This is a genomic window from Cohnella endophytica, assembly GCF_003628305.1.
Taxonomy (GTDB): Bacteria; Bacillota; Bacilli; order Paenibacillales; family Paenibacillaceae; genus Cohnella; species Cohnella endophytica.
The window spans coordinates 328,257-344,089 of sequence record NZ_RBZM01000005.1 but is presented as its reverse complement, the minus strand read 5'-3'; the positions used below and the strand labels follow the sequence as shown (position 1 = coordinate 344,089).

Annotated in this window: 16 protein-coding genes; 5 read left to right on the top strand and 11 right to left on the bottom strand. The window is 52.1% G+C overall.

The genetic code is table 11. The annotated features are described in order from the left end of the window. Position 1: 1 nt before the first annotated feature. From D7Z26_RS11755 to D7Z26_RS11740, 4 genes are read right to left on the bottom strand one after another with little or no spacing between them, the layout of a single operon-like run. Positions 2-754 (bottom strand): amino acid ABC transporter ATP-binding protein, encoded by a 753-nt coding sequence (locus D7Z26_RS11755; protein WP_120977100.1) that lies wholly within the window; start codon positions 752-754, stop codon positions 2-4. Then, positions 751-1,461: an amino acid ABC transporter permease gene (locus tag D7Z26_RS11750; RefSeq protein ID WP_120977098.1), complete on the bottom strand. Its 711-nt coding sequence runs from the start codon at positions 1,459-1,461 to the stop codon at positions 751-753. Before D7Z26_RS11750 ends, D7Z26_RS11755 begins: the two co-directional genes overlap by 4 nt. Continuing rightward, a complete protein-coding gene (locus tag D7Z26_RS11745; RefSeq protein WP_120977096.1) occupies positions 1,458-2,240 on the bottom strand; it encodes an amino acid ABC transporter permease in 783 nt (260 codons plus the stop codon). Before D7Z26_RS11745 ends, D7Z26_RS11750 begins: the two co-directional genes overlap by 4 nt. A gap of 30 nt (positions 2,241-2,270) precedes the next feature. After that, positions 2,271-3,167, bottom strand: a complete 897-nt coding sequence (locus D7Z26_RS11740) for a transporter substrate-binding domain-containing protein (protein WP_120977095.1) — start codon at positions 3,165-3,167, stop codon at positions 2,271-2,273. Positions 3,168-4,340: 1,173 nt separating this feature from the next. Here D7Z26_RS11740 and D7Z26_RS11735 point away from each other — a divergent pair. Further along, positions 4,341-4,718 (top strand): hypothetical protein, encoded by a 378-nt coding sequence (locus D7Z26_RS11735; protein ID WP_120977093.1) that lies wholly within the window; start codon positions 4,341-4,343, stop codon positions 4,716-4,718. 204 nt (positions 4,719-4,922) lie between these two features. Here D7Z26_RS11735 and ssuE read toward each other — a convergent pair whose 3' ends face one another. From ssuE to D7Z26_RS11710, 5 genes are all read right to left on the bottom strand, one after another. Next, complete coding sequence (ssuE, locus tag D7Z26_RS11730; protein ID WP_120977091.1) at positions 4,923-5,489, bottom strand: NADPH-dependent FMN reductase; 567 nt, start codon at positions 5,487-5,489, stop codon at positions 4,923-4,925. A gap of 11 nt (positions 5,490-5,500) precedes the next feature. Beyond that, a complete protein-coding gene (locus D7Z26_RS11725) occupies positions 5,501-6,406 on the bottom strand; it encodes a LysR family transcriptional regulator (RefSeq protein ID WP_233566821.1) in 906 nt (301 codons plus the stop codon). 97 nt (positions 6,407-6,503) lie between these two features. Then, positions 6,504-7,313, bottom strand: coding sequence for a lipase family protein (locus D7Z26_RS11720; protein WP_120977087.1), 810 nt, complete (start codon positions 7,311-7,313; stop codon positions 6,504-6,506). Between the two features lie 93 nt (positions 7,314-7,406). Next, a complete protein-coding gene (locus D7Z26_RS11715; RefSeq protein WP_120977084.1) occupies positions 7,407-8,837 on the bottom strand; it encodes an NAD-dependent malic enzyme in 1,431 nt (476 codons plus the stop codon). 223 nt (positions 8,838-9,060) lie between these two features. Then, entirely contained in the window at positions 9,061-10,377 is a 1,317-nt protein-coding gene (locus tag D7Z26_RS11710) for an alpha-L-fucosidase (protein ID WP_120977082.1), read from the bottom strand. Positions 10,378-10,491: 114 nt separating this feature from the next. On the opposite strand from D7Z26_RS11710, the gene D7Z26_RS11705 reads away from it, so the two are divergent. Further along, positions 10,492-11,340 carry an AraC family transcriptional regulator gene (locus D7Z26_RS11705; protein ID WP_120977080.1) on the top strand — a complete coding sequence of 283 codons (849 nt, stop codon included), beginning with the start codon at positions 10,492-10,494 and terminating at the stop codon, positions 11,338-11,340. A gap of 67 nt (positions 11,341-11,407) precedes the next feature. Here D7Z26_RS11705 and D7Z26_RS11700 read toward each other — a convergent pair whose 3' ends face one another. Together D7Z26_RS11700 and D7Z26_RS11695 are read right to left on the bottom strand one after the other, a co-directional pair. Beyond that, a complete protein-coding gene (locus D7Z26_RS11700) occupies positions 11,408-12,070 on the bottom strand; it encodes a hypothetical protein (RefSeq protein ID WP_120977079.1) in 663 nt (220 codons plus the stop codon). Positions 12,071-12,174: 104 nt separating this feature from the next. Then, positions 12,175-13,149 carry a quinone oxidoreductase family protein gene (locus D7Z26_RS11695; protein ID WP_120977077.1) on the bottom strand — a complete coding sequence of 325 codons (975 nt, stop codon included), beginning with the start codon at positions 13,147-13,149 and terminating at the stop codon, positions 12,175-12,177. A gap of 205 nt (positions 13,150-13,354) precedes the next feature. Here D7Z26_RS11695 and D7Z26_RS11690 point away from each other — a divergent pair, with 205 nt between their 5' ends. The 3 genes from D7Z26_RS11690 to D7Z26_RS11680 are packed head-to-tail and all read left to right on the top strand — an operon-like array spanning position 13,355 to position 15,785. Next, the gene (locus D7Z26_RS11690; RefSeq protein WP_233566889.1) at positions 13,355-14,221 is read left to right on the top strand and encodes a permease; all 867 of its coding nucleotides are present in this window, start codon (positions 13,355-13,357) and stop codon (positions 14,219-14,221) included. Next, the gene (locus tag D7Z26_RS11685; RefSeq protein WP_120977073.1) at positions 14,221-15,156 is read left to right on the top strand and encodes a TIGR03943 family putative permease subunit; all 936 of its coding nucleotides are present in this window, start codon (positions 14,221-14,223) and stop codon (positions 15,154-15,156) included. The genes D7Z26_RS11690 and D7Z26_RS11685 overlap by 1 nt, the downstream gene beginning before the upstream one ends. A gap of 20 nt (positions 15,157-15,176) precedes the next feature. Then, positions 15,177-15,785, top strand: coding sequence for a 3'-5' exonuclease (locus D7Z26_RS11680; protein WP_120977071.1), 609 nt, complete (start codon positions 15,177-15,179; stop codon positions 15,783-15,785). The last annotated feature ends 48 nt before the right edge of the window (positions 15,786-15,833 follow it).

The following is a 15,833-nucleotide window of genomic DNA, read 5'->3' as shown; positions in this document are numbered from 1 at the left end:
GTTAAATAGAATAAGCGCTCTCGGACGTATATCTCGCCAGAAACTGTTTCGTCCTCTCCTCCTTGGGGACGTTGAAAATGACGTTAGGCGGACCTTCCTCGACGATGACGCCGCCCTCCATGAAGACGACATGATTGGCCACGTCCTGAGCGAAGGCCATTTCATGAGTGACGATGATCATCGTAATTCCTTCCTTGGCGATCTTGCGGATAACCCCCAGCACTTCGCCGACAAGCTCCGGATCGAGGGCGGAGGTCGGTTCGTCGAATAGAATGACTTCCGGATTAAGCGCTAGAGCCCGGGCGATGCCAACGCGTTGCTGCTGACCTCCGGATAACTGGCTCGGATACGAGTCCAATTTATCGCCTAACCCCACTTTCTCCAGCAGCTCTACGCTCCTCTTTCTCGCTTCCTCTTTCGGTATCTTTTGAACGACGACGAGCCCTTCCATCACGTTCTCCAGAGCGGTCTTATGGCGAAAAAGATTGTACTGCTGGAAAACCATCGCGCTTTTCTGGCGCAAAGCGTGAATGTCTTTTTTATGGGGTTTCTTGAAATGAACGGAGAATTCGTCGATCGAGATTTCCCCGTCGCTGGGTTTCTCCAAGTAATTGATGCATCTCAGCAACGTTGTTTTTCCCGAGCCGCTCGGTCCGACGATCGCTACGACCTCCCCTTTGCGGATGGTCAGGTCGATTCCCTTTAGCACCTCGTTGCGACCGAATGACTTCGTTATTCGCTTCAGATGGATCATGCGACACCTCCGCGGTTGTAGACGTTAATTCTTTTCTCGAGCAATGCGGTCCCTCTTTCGATCAAGACCGTCAAGCCCCAGAAGAGAAGCGCCGCGGCCAAATAAGCCTCGGGAAACTTCCAGTTGGTCGAAGCTACGATCTGCGCCTTGGCGTTGATATCGACGACCGAAACGGTAAAAGCGAGCGTAGAACCGTGCAACATTCCGATGAGCGAATTCGATAGATTCGGGAGCGCGGCGGCGAACGCTTGCGGGAATACGATTCGGCGAAGCGCTTGGAATGTCGTCATGCCTACGGAATAAGCGGCTTCGAGCTGTCCTTTGTTTACTGCCAGCAATCCGGAACGGATGACCTCCGCCAAGTAAGCTCCGGCCGTGATCGAGAAGGCGATATAAGCGAATCCGATCATCGGAATCGATACGGAGTTAAACGACCACCCGAACTTGTCGGACAAATGATCTAACAACATCGATAATCCGATATAGACGATCAGCAGATGGGTCAACATCGGAGTTCCGCGCACGAACGTTACGTAGGCGGTGCCTATTTGGCTAAGCACCGGCACTTTGTACATTCTCGATAAGGTGACGATCAAGCCAATGACGAACCCGCAGCTTACGGAGACGGCCGTAATATAAAGCGTGGTCGGAAGGGCGGGAAGCAAATCCAAGAACGCCGTCCAAATAAACGAGAAGTCCCATTTCATACGCCGGCGCCTCCTTTGCTTAACGCGATGTCCGGATCCAGTGTGCGGTTCAGCCATTTTCGGCCCATCGGTACTTTATCTTCTTTCGCGATCGGAGCTTCATGTTTCAGTAATCTCCGCTCCGCGAAGTTGAACATTTTCTCCAGGAAGAAGCTAAGAATGAAGTAGACTATGGCCAGCGCGAGATAACTTTCGAGCATGTGCCTTGAAACCGTGAATAGCGTCTGCGCTTTCCCCGTAAGCTCCATGACGCCCAACGTGAACGCTAAAGATGTATCTTTGAGCGTCGCGATAATGAGATTCGCTAAGATCGGAATCGAGATCGCGAGGGCTTGCGGAAATACGATGCGGGTGAACGCTTGGTATCCGGTCATGCCGACCGCGTATGCGGCTTCCACTTGCCCCCTATCCACCGCGGATACCGCGGCGCGAATGCCTTCGGAAAAATAGGCCCCGCTATGCAAGCCGTACGCCAGGATAACGAAGATCAACACCGGGACTTTCGTTACGTCGATCGATACGAGCTTCAGCAGCTCCGGCAACAAGTAATAGATCAAGAATAACTGGATCAAGATCGGCGTTCCCCGGAAAAATGAAGCATACACTTGGGAAAACCGCTGCAGCACCGGGACTTTGTATAATCGGGGAAGGGCGACGAGAAGTCCGACGCCCATTCCTACGACTATGGATCCGAACACGATAAGGAGAGAGATTCTGATGAAGGGCAGCAGCTTCAGGAAGTACTCGTATACGTAAGCGATATCGAATGGCGTACCCATAACCCGTCTTCATCCTTTCTTGTAGCGAACCTATTTCTCCGACTCGGTGGCATCGAAACCTAGCCATTGTTCGCTGAGTTTCTTAAGCGTTCCGTCTGCTTTCAGCTCGACGATCGCTTTGTCTACCGCATCTGCGAGAGCCTGTTGCTCCGGATCGTTCTTGCGGAAAAGGAACAGGATGTCGGATTCGCTTAGCTCTTTGCCGACAGTTTTCAGCTTGCCCGCCGTATCCAGAAGCGGAAGCACGAAATCCGCGGCAATGGTCGCGTCTACCCGACCGGAAGAGATTTGCTGAGCGATGTCGTTGGCGCCGCCGTTGGAATAGACGATCTTAAGCGCATTGTCGTGCGTCTTGTTATAGTTCTCGAGAATGGTGGCTTCGGCGCTTGTTGCGGTCGTGTAGAACTTCTTGCCTTTCAGATCGTCAAGCGTCTCGATCGGATCGTTGTTGTTTTTGGATACAACGATTTTGTTTTTCCAGTGCGCGTAAGGTTCTTTGTTGAATAGGTACTTCGCTTCGCGCTCCGGGTTTTTCTCGAACTCATGTGCGGCCATGTCGATTTTCTTCGTTTCCAGGCTGAGCAGGATGTTAGTGAAATCAAGCACTTGAAGCTCGAATTCGTACTCGGGCAGTCGCTTGTCGATTTCGCGTACGAGTTCGACGTCGAATCCCGTTAGCTTGCCGCTCTCGTCGAGGAAAGCGACCTTCGGAAACTGGTTGCCGGTTCCTACGATGATTTTCTTGACCTCTTTCGGCGCTTCGGAGCTAGCCGAAGTGGACTCGCTTGGCGACGCGTCCGAGGAGGATGCCGCCGGTTCCTTGGATGGGGAGTTGCTTGCGTTGCTGGCGTTGTTGTTTTTGCTACCGCATGCGGCAACCGTTAAGACGAGAATTAGGGCGATTGCTAGTAACGTTAATTTTTTCATGAGATGATCCCTCCACATTTCTTTTTATTAAACTCATAATTCCTAGCGGTTAAGTAAGAATTAATGTTGTGTTTAACAATATCACCATGCGGCAGCTTTGGATAATAGAGAAGTTCTATGGATCAATAGTAAAAAACGATAGGGAGATTGGCCCATGGGCAACGTGAACTTGCTCTCGCAAGGGGATCAATGCTGTACGAGAGTTTGATTCTAAAGGATGAATTCTGACCACTAGTCAAGTTTGGGCACGATTGGCGCGGCCAAAAGCGGAAACGGGTTCCGCTATTTCGATGGTTCGGGGGATTCCAGAGCGCATAACGGAACAGGGTTCCGCTATTTCGATGGTTTGAGGGAATCTAGGGCGCATAACGGAACAGGGTTCTGTTATTTCGGCGGTTCGGGGTAATCTGGGGCGTATAGCGGAACGAGGTTCCGCTATTTCGATGGTTCGGGGGAATCTAGGGCGCATAACGGAACAGGGTTCCGCTATTTCGATGGTTCGGGGGAATCTTGGGCGCATAACGGAACGAGGTTCCGTTAATTCGGCGGTTCGGGGGAATCTAGGGCGTATAGCGGAACGAGGTTCCGTTATTTCGATGGATTAGATGTGTTGGTGGCGCTTAGCGGAACTGGGTGCCGTTACTTCAACGGTTGGAGTAACTTCGAGGCACTTAGGGTTCCGGGAGAACCTTACTTCGGCGAGTCGAGCAACCTCGAAGCAATTAGTGGTGCGGGAGAACCTTACTTCGGCAAGTCGGGCAATTTCGAATCAATTAGTGGTGCGGGAGAACCTTACTTCGGCGAGTCGAGCAATTTCGAGGCACTTAGGGTTCCGGAGATCCATACATCGTCGAGTCGAGCAACTTCGAAGCAATTAGTGGTCTGGGAGAACCTTACTTCTGCGAGTCGAGCAACTTCGAGGCAATTAGTGGTCTGGGAGAACCTTACTTCGGCGAGTCGAGCAACTTCGAATCAATTAGTGGTCCGCAAGAACCTTACTTCGGCGAGTCGAGCAACCTCGAAGCAATTAGTGGTGCGGGAGAGCCTTACTTCGGCGAGTCGGGCAATTTCGAATCAATTAGTGGTGCGGGAGAACCTTACTTCGGCGAGTCGAGCAATTTCGAGGCACTTAGGGTTCCGGGAGAACCTTACTTTGGCGAGTCGAGCAATTTCGTGGCATTTAGTGGTCTGGGAGAACCTTACTTCTGCGAGTCGAGCAACTTCGAAGCAATTAGTGGTCTGGGAGAACCTTACTTCGGCGAGTCTGGCAACTTCGAAGCAATTAGTAGTCTGGGAGAACCTTACATCTGCAAGTCGAGCAACCTCGAAGCAATTAGTGGTCTGGGAGAACCTTACTTCGGCGAGTCAAGTAACTTCGAAGCAATTAGTGGTCTGGGAGAACCTAATATCGGCGAGTCAAGTAACTTCGAATCAATTAGTGGTCCGGGAGAACCTTACAACGGCGAGTCGAGCAACTTCTATGCAATTAGTGGTCTGGGAGAACCTTACTTCGGCGAATCGAGCAACCTCGAAGCAATTAGTGGTCCGTGAGAACCTTACAACGGCGAGTCGAGCAACTTCAATGCAATTAGTGGTCTGGGAGAACCTAATATCGGCAAGTCGAGCAACTTCGAAGCAATTAGTGGTCTGGGAGAACCTAATATCGGCGAGTCGAGCAACTTCAGAAAGGTCGTGATAAACGAGCAAGCAAAAACCGCCCAAGTCTCATAGACGAGGGCGGCTCGCTATTTTCAATTACGGAGTTTGGATGTTCTCTTTGGAACGGATACCGATCCATGTAATCTCTTCCGCCAGCTCCTCCGCCGCGTTCGTCAAACGATCGCGCAGCTCTTCGGAAAGTTCGAACCCGCCGCCTTCCAGGCGCTGTACCCACGCATCGATCGCGTATACGCCTCCGAGAATGTTCCTGCTTCCGAGCACGGACAACACCGGTTTCAGCGCATAGTCCAAGCTTAGCAAGTGAGCGATCGTTCCACCGATGAACAAAGGAAGCGTCGCTTTGCCTTTCAAGCCCGTCTGAGGAAGCAGATCGAGGAAAGCTTTCAAGACTCCGGTGAAAGAGGCTTTATAGACCGGGCTGGCGATTACGACGCCGCTGGCCGATTCTACCAAAGCTAGGGCCGCCAATATTTCTTCGTTTTTGAAGTCGGCGTGGAGCAATGCTTCCGCAGGCAGATCCGCTACCCGGACATGGCTGACTTTGATCCCTTTCTCGTTCCATTTGCCTTCTACGAATTCTACCAGTCCGTTCAAGCGGGACCCGGGCGTCGGACTACCGTGGATAATAACAATGTGGCTCATCGTAATTCCTCCTATTGGCGGTTAAGTTGTTTGCCGATTTCGATTATGGCATTCAGGAATTGTACGTGCTCCCCGAGGTTGGAGATCAGATTCGTCTGCAAGGAAATCCCGTCCGTCTCCGGAACGCGCAGAGGAATAAGCTTACCTTCGGAAATTTCTTGCTTCGCGCATAATTCGGGCAAAAAAGATATGCCCGCCTTACGGATAACCAGCTTCTTGGCCATCTCGGAATTGTCGGTCTGGATCTGGATGTTAGGCGGCTTGTCGAGATTCTCGAACACCCGATGGATTCTCAGCCAATCAAGGGCCCCGCATTCGAAGAACACGAGCGGCTGCTCGGCGATCTCTTCGACCGTCAGAAGCTCCGCGCCGACGAACGGGTGGCCTTCGTAAGCGTACAAAGTAATCGGGTCCTCGTACAGTTTCACGGAGTGCAAGTTGGGGTGGTTCACGTTCCGGACAAAACCGATATCGACCTCTTTGTTCAACACCTTGTTTACGATATCGTCGGTCACTCCGGTAACGATCTTGAAGCGGGTATCGGGAAACCTGCTTTTGAGTCCGGGCAGCAGTTCGGGAATCGTATAGTTGGATACCGATACCGTGCAGCCGATCCGAAACTCTTGAGGCAACGATTTTTTCCGGTGAACGTGCAGCTTGCCCTTCTGATAAGTCAACAGAAGCTGCTGGGCATAGGGCAAGAACCGTTTGCCTTCCTCCGTAATCTGAATCTGCTTGCCTTGCCGGTCGAACAGCCTGCAATCGAGCTCCCTTTCGAGCGATTGTATTCGCGCCGTCACCGATGGTTGGGATAAGTATAACGCTTCCGCGGCTTTATTGAAACTTCCGCAATGGATAACGTATACGAATGCCTCGATGTTCTCTATGTTAACAGGAAACACCCCCCGGCTATTCACAATGTTTTATTATCCAATAGGATAACTCGGATTTAAAATAAAGTAAAGCTATGTTTTCAGCTTCACTTGTCTTTTCCCCCATGGAGAACACGATCTACTACCTTACGACGACGTAAGCGAACCTTGAAGGAATCGGACAAAAACCTGGATTGTCCGCGTTCAGCACACCCGAGTACGTCGGATCCCTCTTGGCCAATTCCGCATAATAACTGCCTATGATATGATTGCCGGGAATCGAGCCGTTGTGGAAGGTGATCGTCTCCGGCGCGGTAATATGCTCGTAGTAATAAATCTTATCCCTTCTAGGAAGCTTATAGACCGTAGGAGGCAAATGCGTGACCACATCGAATCGGTTGTTAACGCGGTAACTCTTATCGCCTACGATAGCCTTGTAAGCCTGCGAGAACGTCGGATCTCCCACCCTAGGCGAACCGTAAGTATAGACGATCGGCTCGGAATGGCTCGAATTCACCGCAAGGTCCATCGCGCACAGCGTCGCTAACGCGCCTCCGAGGCTATGACCCGTCACGTAAATCGCTTTTTCGTTCGGCAATTCGTCCAAAGCGTCCAGAATCTTATCGCGCGCGGAATAATAGATGTTCGAAAACCCCCGATGGGTTTGACCGGCATCTCGCACGCATTTGAACTTCGATTGACTGGCTACGGCGTCGGATATCCAGTCCGTCGTCGAACTCGTGCCCCGGAAGGCGACGATGATTCGGTCATCGGATTCCAAAATGAATCCGAATCTCTCCGATACTCCCGCGAGTGATTTCGCGCGAATTTCTTGTACGAGCTTGAATCCCTCCGGGACGACGAATTGACCTTTCGGGTCGCTATAACAAGCATAGGTTTGGCTACAGACGGCAGCCAAGAAGATGGCTGTCCGGCTATCGTATCCGCTCATGCGATGGCTCCTCCTCCGCTTCTCTTCCGATACATTATGTCGGAAGGGAAGCCGGAGGTGCTTATGCCCTGCGGAAAAGTTGAAGCGACTCGCTTAACGATACTCTTTCGGGATACGACGGGCGACTTTCGTGCGAATCGCCGCGCGAATGACGCGATCGCGAAGCAACTCCACGACTTTCTGGTCGAACACGCTTGGCACGATATAGTATTTGTCCAGCTTATCGTCGGTGATAACGGACGCGATCGCCTCCGCCGCCGCGAGCTTCATCTCTTCGTTGATGACGCTGGCCCGACAGTCCAGAGCCGCACGGAAAATGCCGGGAAAGCACAACACATTGTTGATCTGATTCGGGAAATCCGAACGGCCTGTCGCCATAACCGCGACGATATCCTCGATCTCTCCCGGCATGATCTCGGGTTTCGGATTCGCCATCGCGAAGACGATCGGCTTAGGCGCCATACCCAGCACGTGCTCTCTCTTCAGCAAGCCGGCCGCGGATACCCCAACGAATACGTCCGCTCCTTGCAACGCATCGCTTAGCCCCCCCTGAACTCGGTTCGGATTCGTGCGTAGCGCGTAAGCGTCCTTCACGGGGTTAGAATAGGCCTCGCCCGCCACGAGTATGCCTTCTTTATCTACTCCGATAAGCTCTTTAATGCCTGCCGCAAGCAAAATCTCGCTAATCGCGACTCCTGCCGCGCCGATTCCGCATACGACCGCTTTTACTTCCGAAATAGGCTTGCCTACGATTTTCAGCGCGTTAATTAGCCCGGCGTAAGTAACGACCGCAGTTCCGTGCTGATCGTCGTGGAATACGGGAATGTCCAACTCTTCCTTCAGACGCTGCTCGATCTCGAAGCATCTCGGAGAAGCAATATCCTCTAAGTTAATGCCTCCGAACGAAGGAGAAATCTGCTTGATCGTCCGAATAATCTCCTCCGTATCCTGAGTGTCGAGACAAATAGGGAAAGCGTCAACGCCCGCAAGCTGCTTGAATAGCATCGCTTTGCCTTCCATGACGGGCATCGCGGCTCTCGGACCTATGTCTCCGAGTCCCAACACCGCCGTCCCGTCGGAGACGACCGCTACCGTATTGCGCTTGATCGTAAGCGAATACGCATTGTCCGGATCTTCGTAGATCGCCATGCATACGCGCGCTACGTCCGGAGTATACACGCGCGATAGATCGTCGCGGTTATGTATCGTTACCTTGGGCGTGACTTCGATTTTGCCTCCGAGGTGCAATAGAAAAGTTCTGTCGGACGTGTTAACCAGACGAATGCCGGGGATTCTCTGAATGGCGTCCGTTATTTTCGCGACGTCGCCCGCATCGGTAACGTTAACGGTAATATCCCGAGTGCTGCTCTCATGTCCGATATGAATCGTGTCGATCGCGATAATGTCTCCGCCCATGCTCGTGATGATATTCGCGACGAGCCCGAAATTCATGCGAGCCGTATCGATGTCCAGCCGCAGAATGACGCTATTCCCGCCTAACCCTTGCGCGTTGTTTGTCGCCATGTCCCGCATCCTCTCATATACAGATAATAATAATATCAACCAAATCAAGACCGTTCACACGGGAGGCTCGGCTTTGAAACCGAACACGAGATGATCATGACATATGCTTCAGGTTTGCGCAACTTTGACGTGTAGGTAAATTCAGTAAATAGAAATAAATGATTACCCCCGAAAAAAACCGTTCGCCCTCCGCAGGAAACATTCGGAGAACGAACGGATAATATTACTCGATCATAGTCAATTCCACGACCGTGTCGCGTTCGTCAGGCAACGGATACGTCAGTACTTCCGGTTGAGCGAAGTTGAAGAACGCGTCGTCCGGGTACAGGGCCGTGTTCCACGGACGGGAGACGAATACCTCGGAACCGTCCGACAGCAACCTTGCTTTCCCGATCCGTCCGGCTAAGCCCGCCAAGTTAATCGGTCCGACGCTCTCCTCGAACAAATGGGCGTATAGCTTGTTCCCCTTGCTGGTAAATCGGCCCCACTCGGGTTTCGGCAAGTCGGCTTGACCGCATCCATAGATGCTCGCGCCGTTGCGGGCCATCCACTTCCCGACTTCCGCCAGGATGGCGAGGGATTCGTCCGGAATTTCCCCTTCCGCGTTCGGCCCTACGTTCAGCAGCAAATTGCCGTTCTTGCTTACGCACTCGACGAGCTTGCGGATAATCGTCTTGGCCGACTTATAGGTTTTGTCGGAAGATCCGTAGCCCCAATTGTTATTAAGCGTTATGCAGGCTTCCCACGGAATGGAATTTCCTTCGTCGTCGGTTACCCCGCTCGGCGGGATGATCTGTTCCGGCGAAGCGAAATCCCCGGAAAAGAAGCTTGGGTTTTTCGTATAGATGCTGCCGCCCCCCTCTCCGCTTGCCTCGAGACGGTTATCAACAAGGATGTGCGGTTGAAGGGAACGGATCGTCTCCATCAGCTCGGTCGCCCGCCACTTCTCGGCCTTCATCTCATCGTAAGAGAAGTCGAACCACATGACGTCAAGCTTGCCGTAGTCGGTCAGCAACTCGCGGACTTGTCCATGCATGTAATCGAGGTACCGTCCGAAATTGTCCGGATCGCGTTTGTACGTTTCGTCGTCGCGCATCGGATGGTGCGTATCGCCGTAGGCCGGGTAATCGGGATGGTGCCAGTCGATAAGCGAGTAATACAATCCGACCTTGAGTCCTTCCGCGCGGAAAGCTTCCAAGAACTCGCTAACGAGATCTCTTCCCGCCTTCGTCTTCGTGGACTTATAGTCCGTCAGCTTGCTATCGAACAAGCAGAAGCCATCATGATGCTTAGCCGTCAACACGGCGTATTTCATCCCGGCGGCTTTCGCCGCTCTCGCCCATTCGCGAGGCTCGTATCGTTGCGGATTAAAATCGTCGAAATATTGCTGATAATCCTCCACTGTGATCCGTTCCGCGTTCCTTACCCATTCCCCTCTGGCGGGAATCGCGTACAAACCCCAATGAATGAACATGCCGAAGCGATCCTTCAAGAACCATTCGGTTCTGGCGGTTCTTTGTTCGATATAAGTTTGTCCCATCTCGTAAGCGCCTCCATTAATTCGGATATCCTCAGTCTAGCAACGATTTGCTATAATCGGAATGCAGGCGATTAGCTTACATGGGGATCGAATTAACCATTTGAGGTGAACTTAGTGGCGCGGTTTCATCCGGATTCAGCTTATATCGACGACCTGTTGCGCAACTTGCGGGTTCATCTTGTGGAAGCGCATTTCACCCAATGCTCGCCGGAATGGCGCGAGTTGAATTATATCCCGGATTATAATAAGTTTTATTTTATTTGCGAAGGAGACGGTTGGGTAAAGATCGGCGGGGAAGAGTTTTACCCCGTTGCCGGTCAATTGTGCCTCATGCCCGCGCATGTCGAACAATCCTACTCGACCATCAGCGACGATCCTTTCCGAAAATATTGGTGCCATTTTATCGCCTCGTTGGGGGAACTCGATTTGTTCCAGTGGCTGGAGGTTCCGTTCTGCATGGACATTCGGGACAACGCGCGAATGCTCGGCTTATTCCGAGAACTCGTCGAGCTGCACAAGAACGCCGATTTCATTTCCCGCATCAGGGAGAAGGCGATCTTGCTCGAGCTGATTGCCCATTTCCTGACGGAAGCCGATCCGCATATCCGCGTCGTGCCGGGCAGGGCCGAAGACGTAGATCGGCTAAACCGAATAGAACGATTCATCGACAACAGGCTAGCGGAGCATATCACTTTGGAACAGCTCGCGAAGCATGTCCATCTTCATCCGAACTACTTGGTACGTTATTTCAACAAACATTTCGCGGTATCTCCGCTTAAATATTTAAACCGCAAAAGAATGCAGAAAGCCAAAACGCTGCTAGGAACGACTTCGTTATCGATTAAAGAAGTCGCCGAGCTCGTAGGTTACCCGGACACGAATCATTTCGCCAAAGCTTTCCGTAAAGAAAGCAGCTTCAGTCCGACGGAATATCGGCTGCAAGCTGCTTCGAGATTGCCTTAATATCGATTCTCTCGTTCCGAAAAAAACCGATCCCCTGAATTCGGGAGATCGGCGGGTTGTGCGTCTATTACGCTTTATCCTCGGAAGGCTTCGGCGCAGGTTTGTTCTTCCGCTTCAGATGGTTCTGGTACGAAGCCTCGAGCAAACGGTTCATTCCTTCGGCGAACTCCTCGTCGGACGGGGACTTGTCGATCTTGGAATCCGGGAAACGGATATCCTTAATCTCCCAGTTGTTCGTCGCTAGATTGTGCTTGAAGCCCTTGGACAACAGGTATTTGCGTCTGTTGTCCTTATATTCCGGAGCCTTCGGTTGTTCCGGTCGACGCGCGGTCGGTTCCGGAGCTTCTTCAGGTTCGACGATCGGAGCCGGCTTGATGCCGCGGGCTTCGTCCGCTTTTCGTTTCTCGTGTTCCGCCAAGGAAATCGGCTTCGGAGGCTTGTTGCCCTTCATCCAGTCGAGATCGTAGCGCATTCTCGAATTTATGACGTAAAGCGATTTTCCCTTGATGTTTTCTTTCGGAATTTCATCGTACAGTTCCGTGCGTTTCTTGAAGCCTTCGATGACGCGTTTGATCTGTTCCTTCTCCACGTCGATCGGAACGACCTCGTTGCCGGGCATATAGACGTCGCACATCACGTGCTTGAACAGGAACTGTCCGAGCTCGGAGTCGAAGTAATTCGAAAATGTGACAGCTATTTCTTTTTTGTTGACCGTAATGGTTTGGTTCAAGGTGATCCCCCTCATGACTACTAAAGCTCGCTAACGCTTATTATATCCGATTCCGGGCGAAAGAGCAGTAGATACTGTAACATCATGCGGAAGAAACGTCAAATTTACGGAATGAAAACGATTTTCCCGGTGCTTTGCCGACTTTCCATGTAACGATGGGCTTCCGCTCCATCGCGCAGGGCGAATTGCTTCGGTCGTTCTATTTTCAGCTTGCGTTCCGCCATATCCGCGAACAGAGAAGCCGCCCGTCTAATACGTTCCTCCCTAGTCGTCACGTGGTTCCACAAATCGCCTCCGGTCAACGTCGAGGAGGTATCCATCAACATGCGCGGATCGATAGGCGGAGGATCGCCTCCGGCCATACCGTAGAACACGACCGCTCCCTTCGCCTTCACGGCCGCGAAGCTATCCAACAGAGTCGAACCTACGGAGTCATATGCGACGTTCAGACCGTCGCGTCCGACCGACCATTCCTGTGCCTTGCTCACCCAACTTCCGTCGTTTCCGTATAGCAATGTTTCGTCCGCGCCTGCGTCCATGGCCACTTGGCGTTTGGCATCGCTCGACGTGAGTCCCAGCACCCTAGCCCCTTTATTCTTGCAAAGCTGGATTAGCAATTGCCCGACTCCTCCGGCTGCAGCATGGACTAGAACTTCCTCGCCCGCGCGTACGGGATAGCTGTCGTTGACCAGATAATGCGCGGTCAATCCCTGCAACAGCACGGATGCGGCTTGTTCGAACGAGATGTCCGGCGGTAACGGAATCACGCGGTCGGCGCTAACGGCAACGAGTTCCGCATTCGCGTGAGGGGCGTCGGCGAAGCCAACGCGATCCCCCACCCGAATGCCTTCGACGCCTTCGCCTACCTGTTCAACTATACCCGCTCCTTCGTATCCCAGTATCCAAGGCGCTTGTCCCGCCAGATGATAATTTCCCCGGCGACGATAAATATCCGCGAAGTTCAGGCCGATCGCTCGCATACGAACGATTATGGACCCGGCAACTAACACTGGATCCGCCACCTCGCTCATATGCAGAACTTCGGGTCCGCCGAATTCGCGAAAAACCAAAGCTTTCATCTCATTCACTCCAAATGGTCAGGTTATTCGTCTATTAAAGCATAGCCTGCATCCGTATTGCCAATTCGATGACAATAAATCTGCCACTCTTTTAAGGTTTTCGCGACGTCGATGTGATAAGGTAGATTCGTAGATTTATCAATTTCTCCTTAACGGCGGGTGCATCTTGAAAACTTTTCTTCAACTCAACACGATTTTCCTAAGCATGATCATGGAAGCCATCCCGTTCGTGCTGCTTGGCGTGCTTATCTCGGGAGTCATCCAATCTTTCATCTCTGAACGATGGATCGCCCGCATTATGCCGCGAAACCGATTTCTAGCCTCCCTGTTCGGATGCAGCGTCGGCATCTTGTTCCCTTCGTGCGAATGCGGCATCGTGCCGATCACCCGAAGGTTGCTGAACAAGGGGGTTCCCTTAAACGCGGGAATCGCGTTTATGCTGACCGGACCGATCATTAATCCGATCGTCTTGTTCGCTACATATATCGCCTTCGGCAACGATTGGCATGTTGTCTTGATCCGTTCCGGAATGGCTTTCGCGGTAGCTCTTGCCGTCTCAATGTGCGTGGCGATCCTTTTCCCGGTCGTTCCGCTCCGCGTTAACGAGCAGCAAGTGGCGGCCACGGCCGAACATTCACCGACGGTCACGGTCAAGCAAGATCCGCTCCTTCCGCGTCTGGGCCATGTGCTTCTGCATTCCGTCGACGAATTTTTCTCCGTGGGTAAATATCTCGTATTAGGCGCCTTCATAGCGGCTAGCATGCAGACGTTTATACCGACGTCGTCTTTACTGCATCTCGGAAGTAATCCCCTCATGTCATCTCTCGTCATGATCGGGCTGGCCTTCACGATGTCGCTCTGCTCGGAAGCGGATGCCTTTATCGCCTCCTCCTTCCGCAGCACGTTCTCGATGGGTTCGATCTCCGCCTTTCTCGTATACGGGCCGATGATCGACATCAAGAACACGTTGATGTTGCTCGCCGCGTTCCGCGGTAAATTCGTCTTCGCTTTGATCGCGCTCGTAACCGTATTTACGCTAATCGGTTCCTTAATCGTCGGGAGGTTCGTCTAATGATCCGATTTTACATCTTGTTCGGCTTCGCTCTCATGTTCTCTCTCATTCATTTTCAGGGCCAGTTAAACAAATATATAAATACCCGCTATGCTTACTTGTCGGTCAGCGCCATCGTGTTGCTCCTCTTGCTCAGCGCTATCGAGGTCGTTCGCATGTATCGGATCGAGCAAGCGGAGAAAAAGAGACTTCAGACCGCTGCCGAACCTAATGATGAGCATCACGAACACGATCACGATCACCATCATGAACATGATCTCAATCACTCGCATAACCATGACCACGATCACTTCGGCCACTCCCATGGGTCATCCAACAGATGGAAAAGAGCGATCGGATACGTCATCCTGAGCTTCCCGATCTTCACGGGTATTTTCTTGCCCGTTCAGACGCTGGATTCCAGTTTCGTCAAAGCGAAAGGCTTCTCCTTCCCTTCGATGGATGATTCCATGTCGGATAAGAATCCGGGCCAGCATCAATTCCTCAAACCGGATTCAAGCGTGTTCTATGGGAAAGAAGGCTACGAAAAGGTTAAAAACAAGGAGTTGGCGGAATTCGCCGGACTAAGGGAGATCCTGCTCGACGATGTGTCGTATATGAAGGGAATGGAGGTTATTTATAACTTTCCGGGAGATTTCATGAACAGGACGATTTCATTCGACGGCTTTGCTTACAAAGGAGAACAAGTAGACGGAGAACACTACTTCGTCTTCCGGTTCGGCTTCATCCACTGCGCGGCCGATTCCGGCGTGTTCGGAATGCTGGTCGAATTCCCCGGCGGCACGAAGCTGCACGACGACGATTGGGTTCACGTGACGGGCAAGCTGACATCCGAGCTCTATCAACCTTTCAAGCAGACGATCCCCGTGCTTCGGGTTACGTCTTGGAATTCGATCCCCGCTCCCAAAGATCCATACGTATACCGGACGAATTAACTTCAAGGAGGCATCATCCCATGAATCTAGACAACATAACCGTACTCGACTTCGAGACTAGCGGACTCGATCCATCGCGCGACCGCGTCATCGAGATGGCCGCCATTCGCTGCTATGGCGGAGAGATCGTGAGTCAATTCAGTACGCTAATCCGCTTCGATGGCGTCCTCCCTCCCAAGATTACCGAAATAACGGGAATTACTTCCGGCGATCTCGTAAACGGAATGGACGAAGAAACCGCGTTTCGGATTCTTAATCGATTGCTTGGAGACAGCATTATCGTCGCCCATAACGCGATGTTCGATTTAAGCTTTCTTCATCACACCTTGCTAAGGTTAGCGAACCGGTCCTTTTCCAATTCGTTTCTCGATACGCTGACGATCGCCCGCGAACGCCATACATACCCGCATAACCTCAAAGAAATGTGCGACCGTTACGGCATCGTCCTGGACGGAGCCCACCGATCTCTGAACGATGTTATCGCTTGCTGGAAGCTGCTCGAGAAGATGAACGAGGAACGAAGCGTCGCCGACCATCTCAACGTACTCGGTTACATGAAGAAGTTCGGGATTCCCAAGTGGTATCCCCAGCATGCGAATATCGTGCCGGTCGAGATCAAGTACGCTTGAGGTCATTTCAAAAAAGAGAGCTGTTCCATTGGTCGTTGTCGACCGATG

Coding starts and splice junctions, on each gene's coding strand:
- ssuE (WP_120977091.1), bottom strand. CDS start 5,489: ATGAGCCACATTGTTATTATCCACGGTAGTCCGACGCCCGGGTCCCGC.
- D7Z26_RS11710 (WP_120977082.1), bottom strand. CDS start 10,377: ATGGGACAAACTTATATCGAACAAAGAACCGCCAGAACCGAATGGTTC.
- D7Z26_RS11720 (WP_120977087.1), bottom strand. CDS start 7,313: ATGAGCGGATACGATAGCCGGACAGCCATCTTCTTGGCTGCCGTCTGT.
- D7Z26_RS11690 (WP_233566889.1), top strand. CDS start 13,355: ATGATCATGGAAGCCATCCCGTTCGTGCTGCTTGGCGTGCTTATCTCG.
- D7Z26_RS11750 (WP_120977098.1), bottom strand. CDS start 1,461: ATGAAATGGGACTTCTCGTTTATTTGGACGGCGTTCTTGGATTTGCTT.
- D7Z26_RS11680 (WP_120977071.1), top strand. CDS start 15,177: ATGAATCTAGACAACATAACCGTACTCGACTTCGAGACTAGCGGACTC.
- D7Z26_RS11695 (WP_120977077.1), bottom strand. CDS start 13,149: ATGAAAGCTTTGGTTTTTCGCGAATTCGGCGGACCCGAAGTTCTGCAT.
- D7Z26_RS11685 (WP_120977073.1), top strand. CDS start 14,221: ATGATCCGATTTTACATCTTGTTCGGCTTCGCTCTCATGTTCTCTCTC.
- D7Z26_RS11745 (WP_120977096.1), bottom strand. CDS start 2,240: ATGGGTACGCCATTCGATATCGCTTACGTATACGAGTACTTCCTGAAG.
- D7Z26_RS11755 (WP_120977100.1), bottom strand. CDS start 754: ATGATCCATCTGAAGCGAATAACGAAGTCATTCGGTCGCAACGAGGTG.
- D7Z26_RS11740 (WP_120977095.1), bottom strand. CDS start 3,167: ATGAAAAAATTAACGTTACTAGCAATCGCCCTAATTCTCGTCTTAACG.
- D7Z26_RS11715 (WP_120977084.1), bottom strand. CDS start 8,837: ATGGCGACAAACAACGCGCAAGGGTTAGGCGGGAATAGCGTCATTCTG.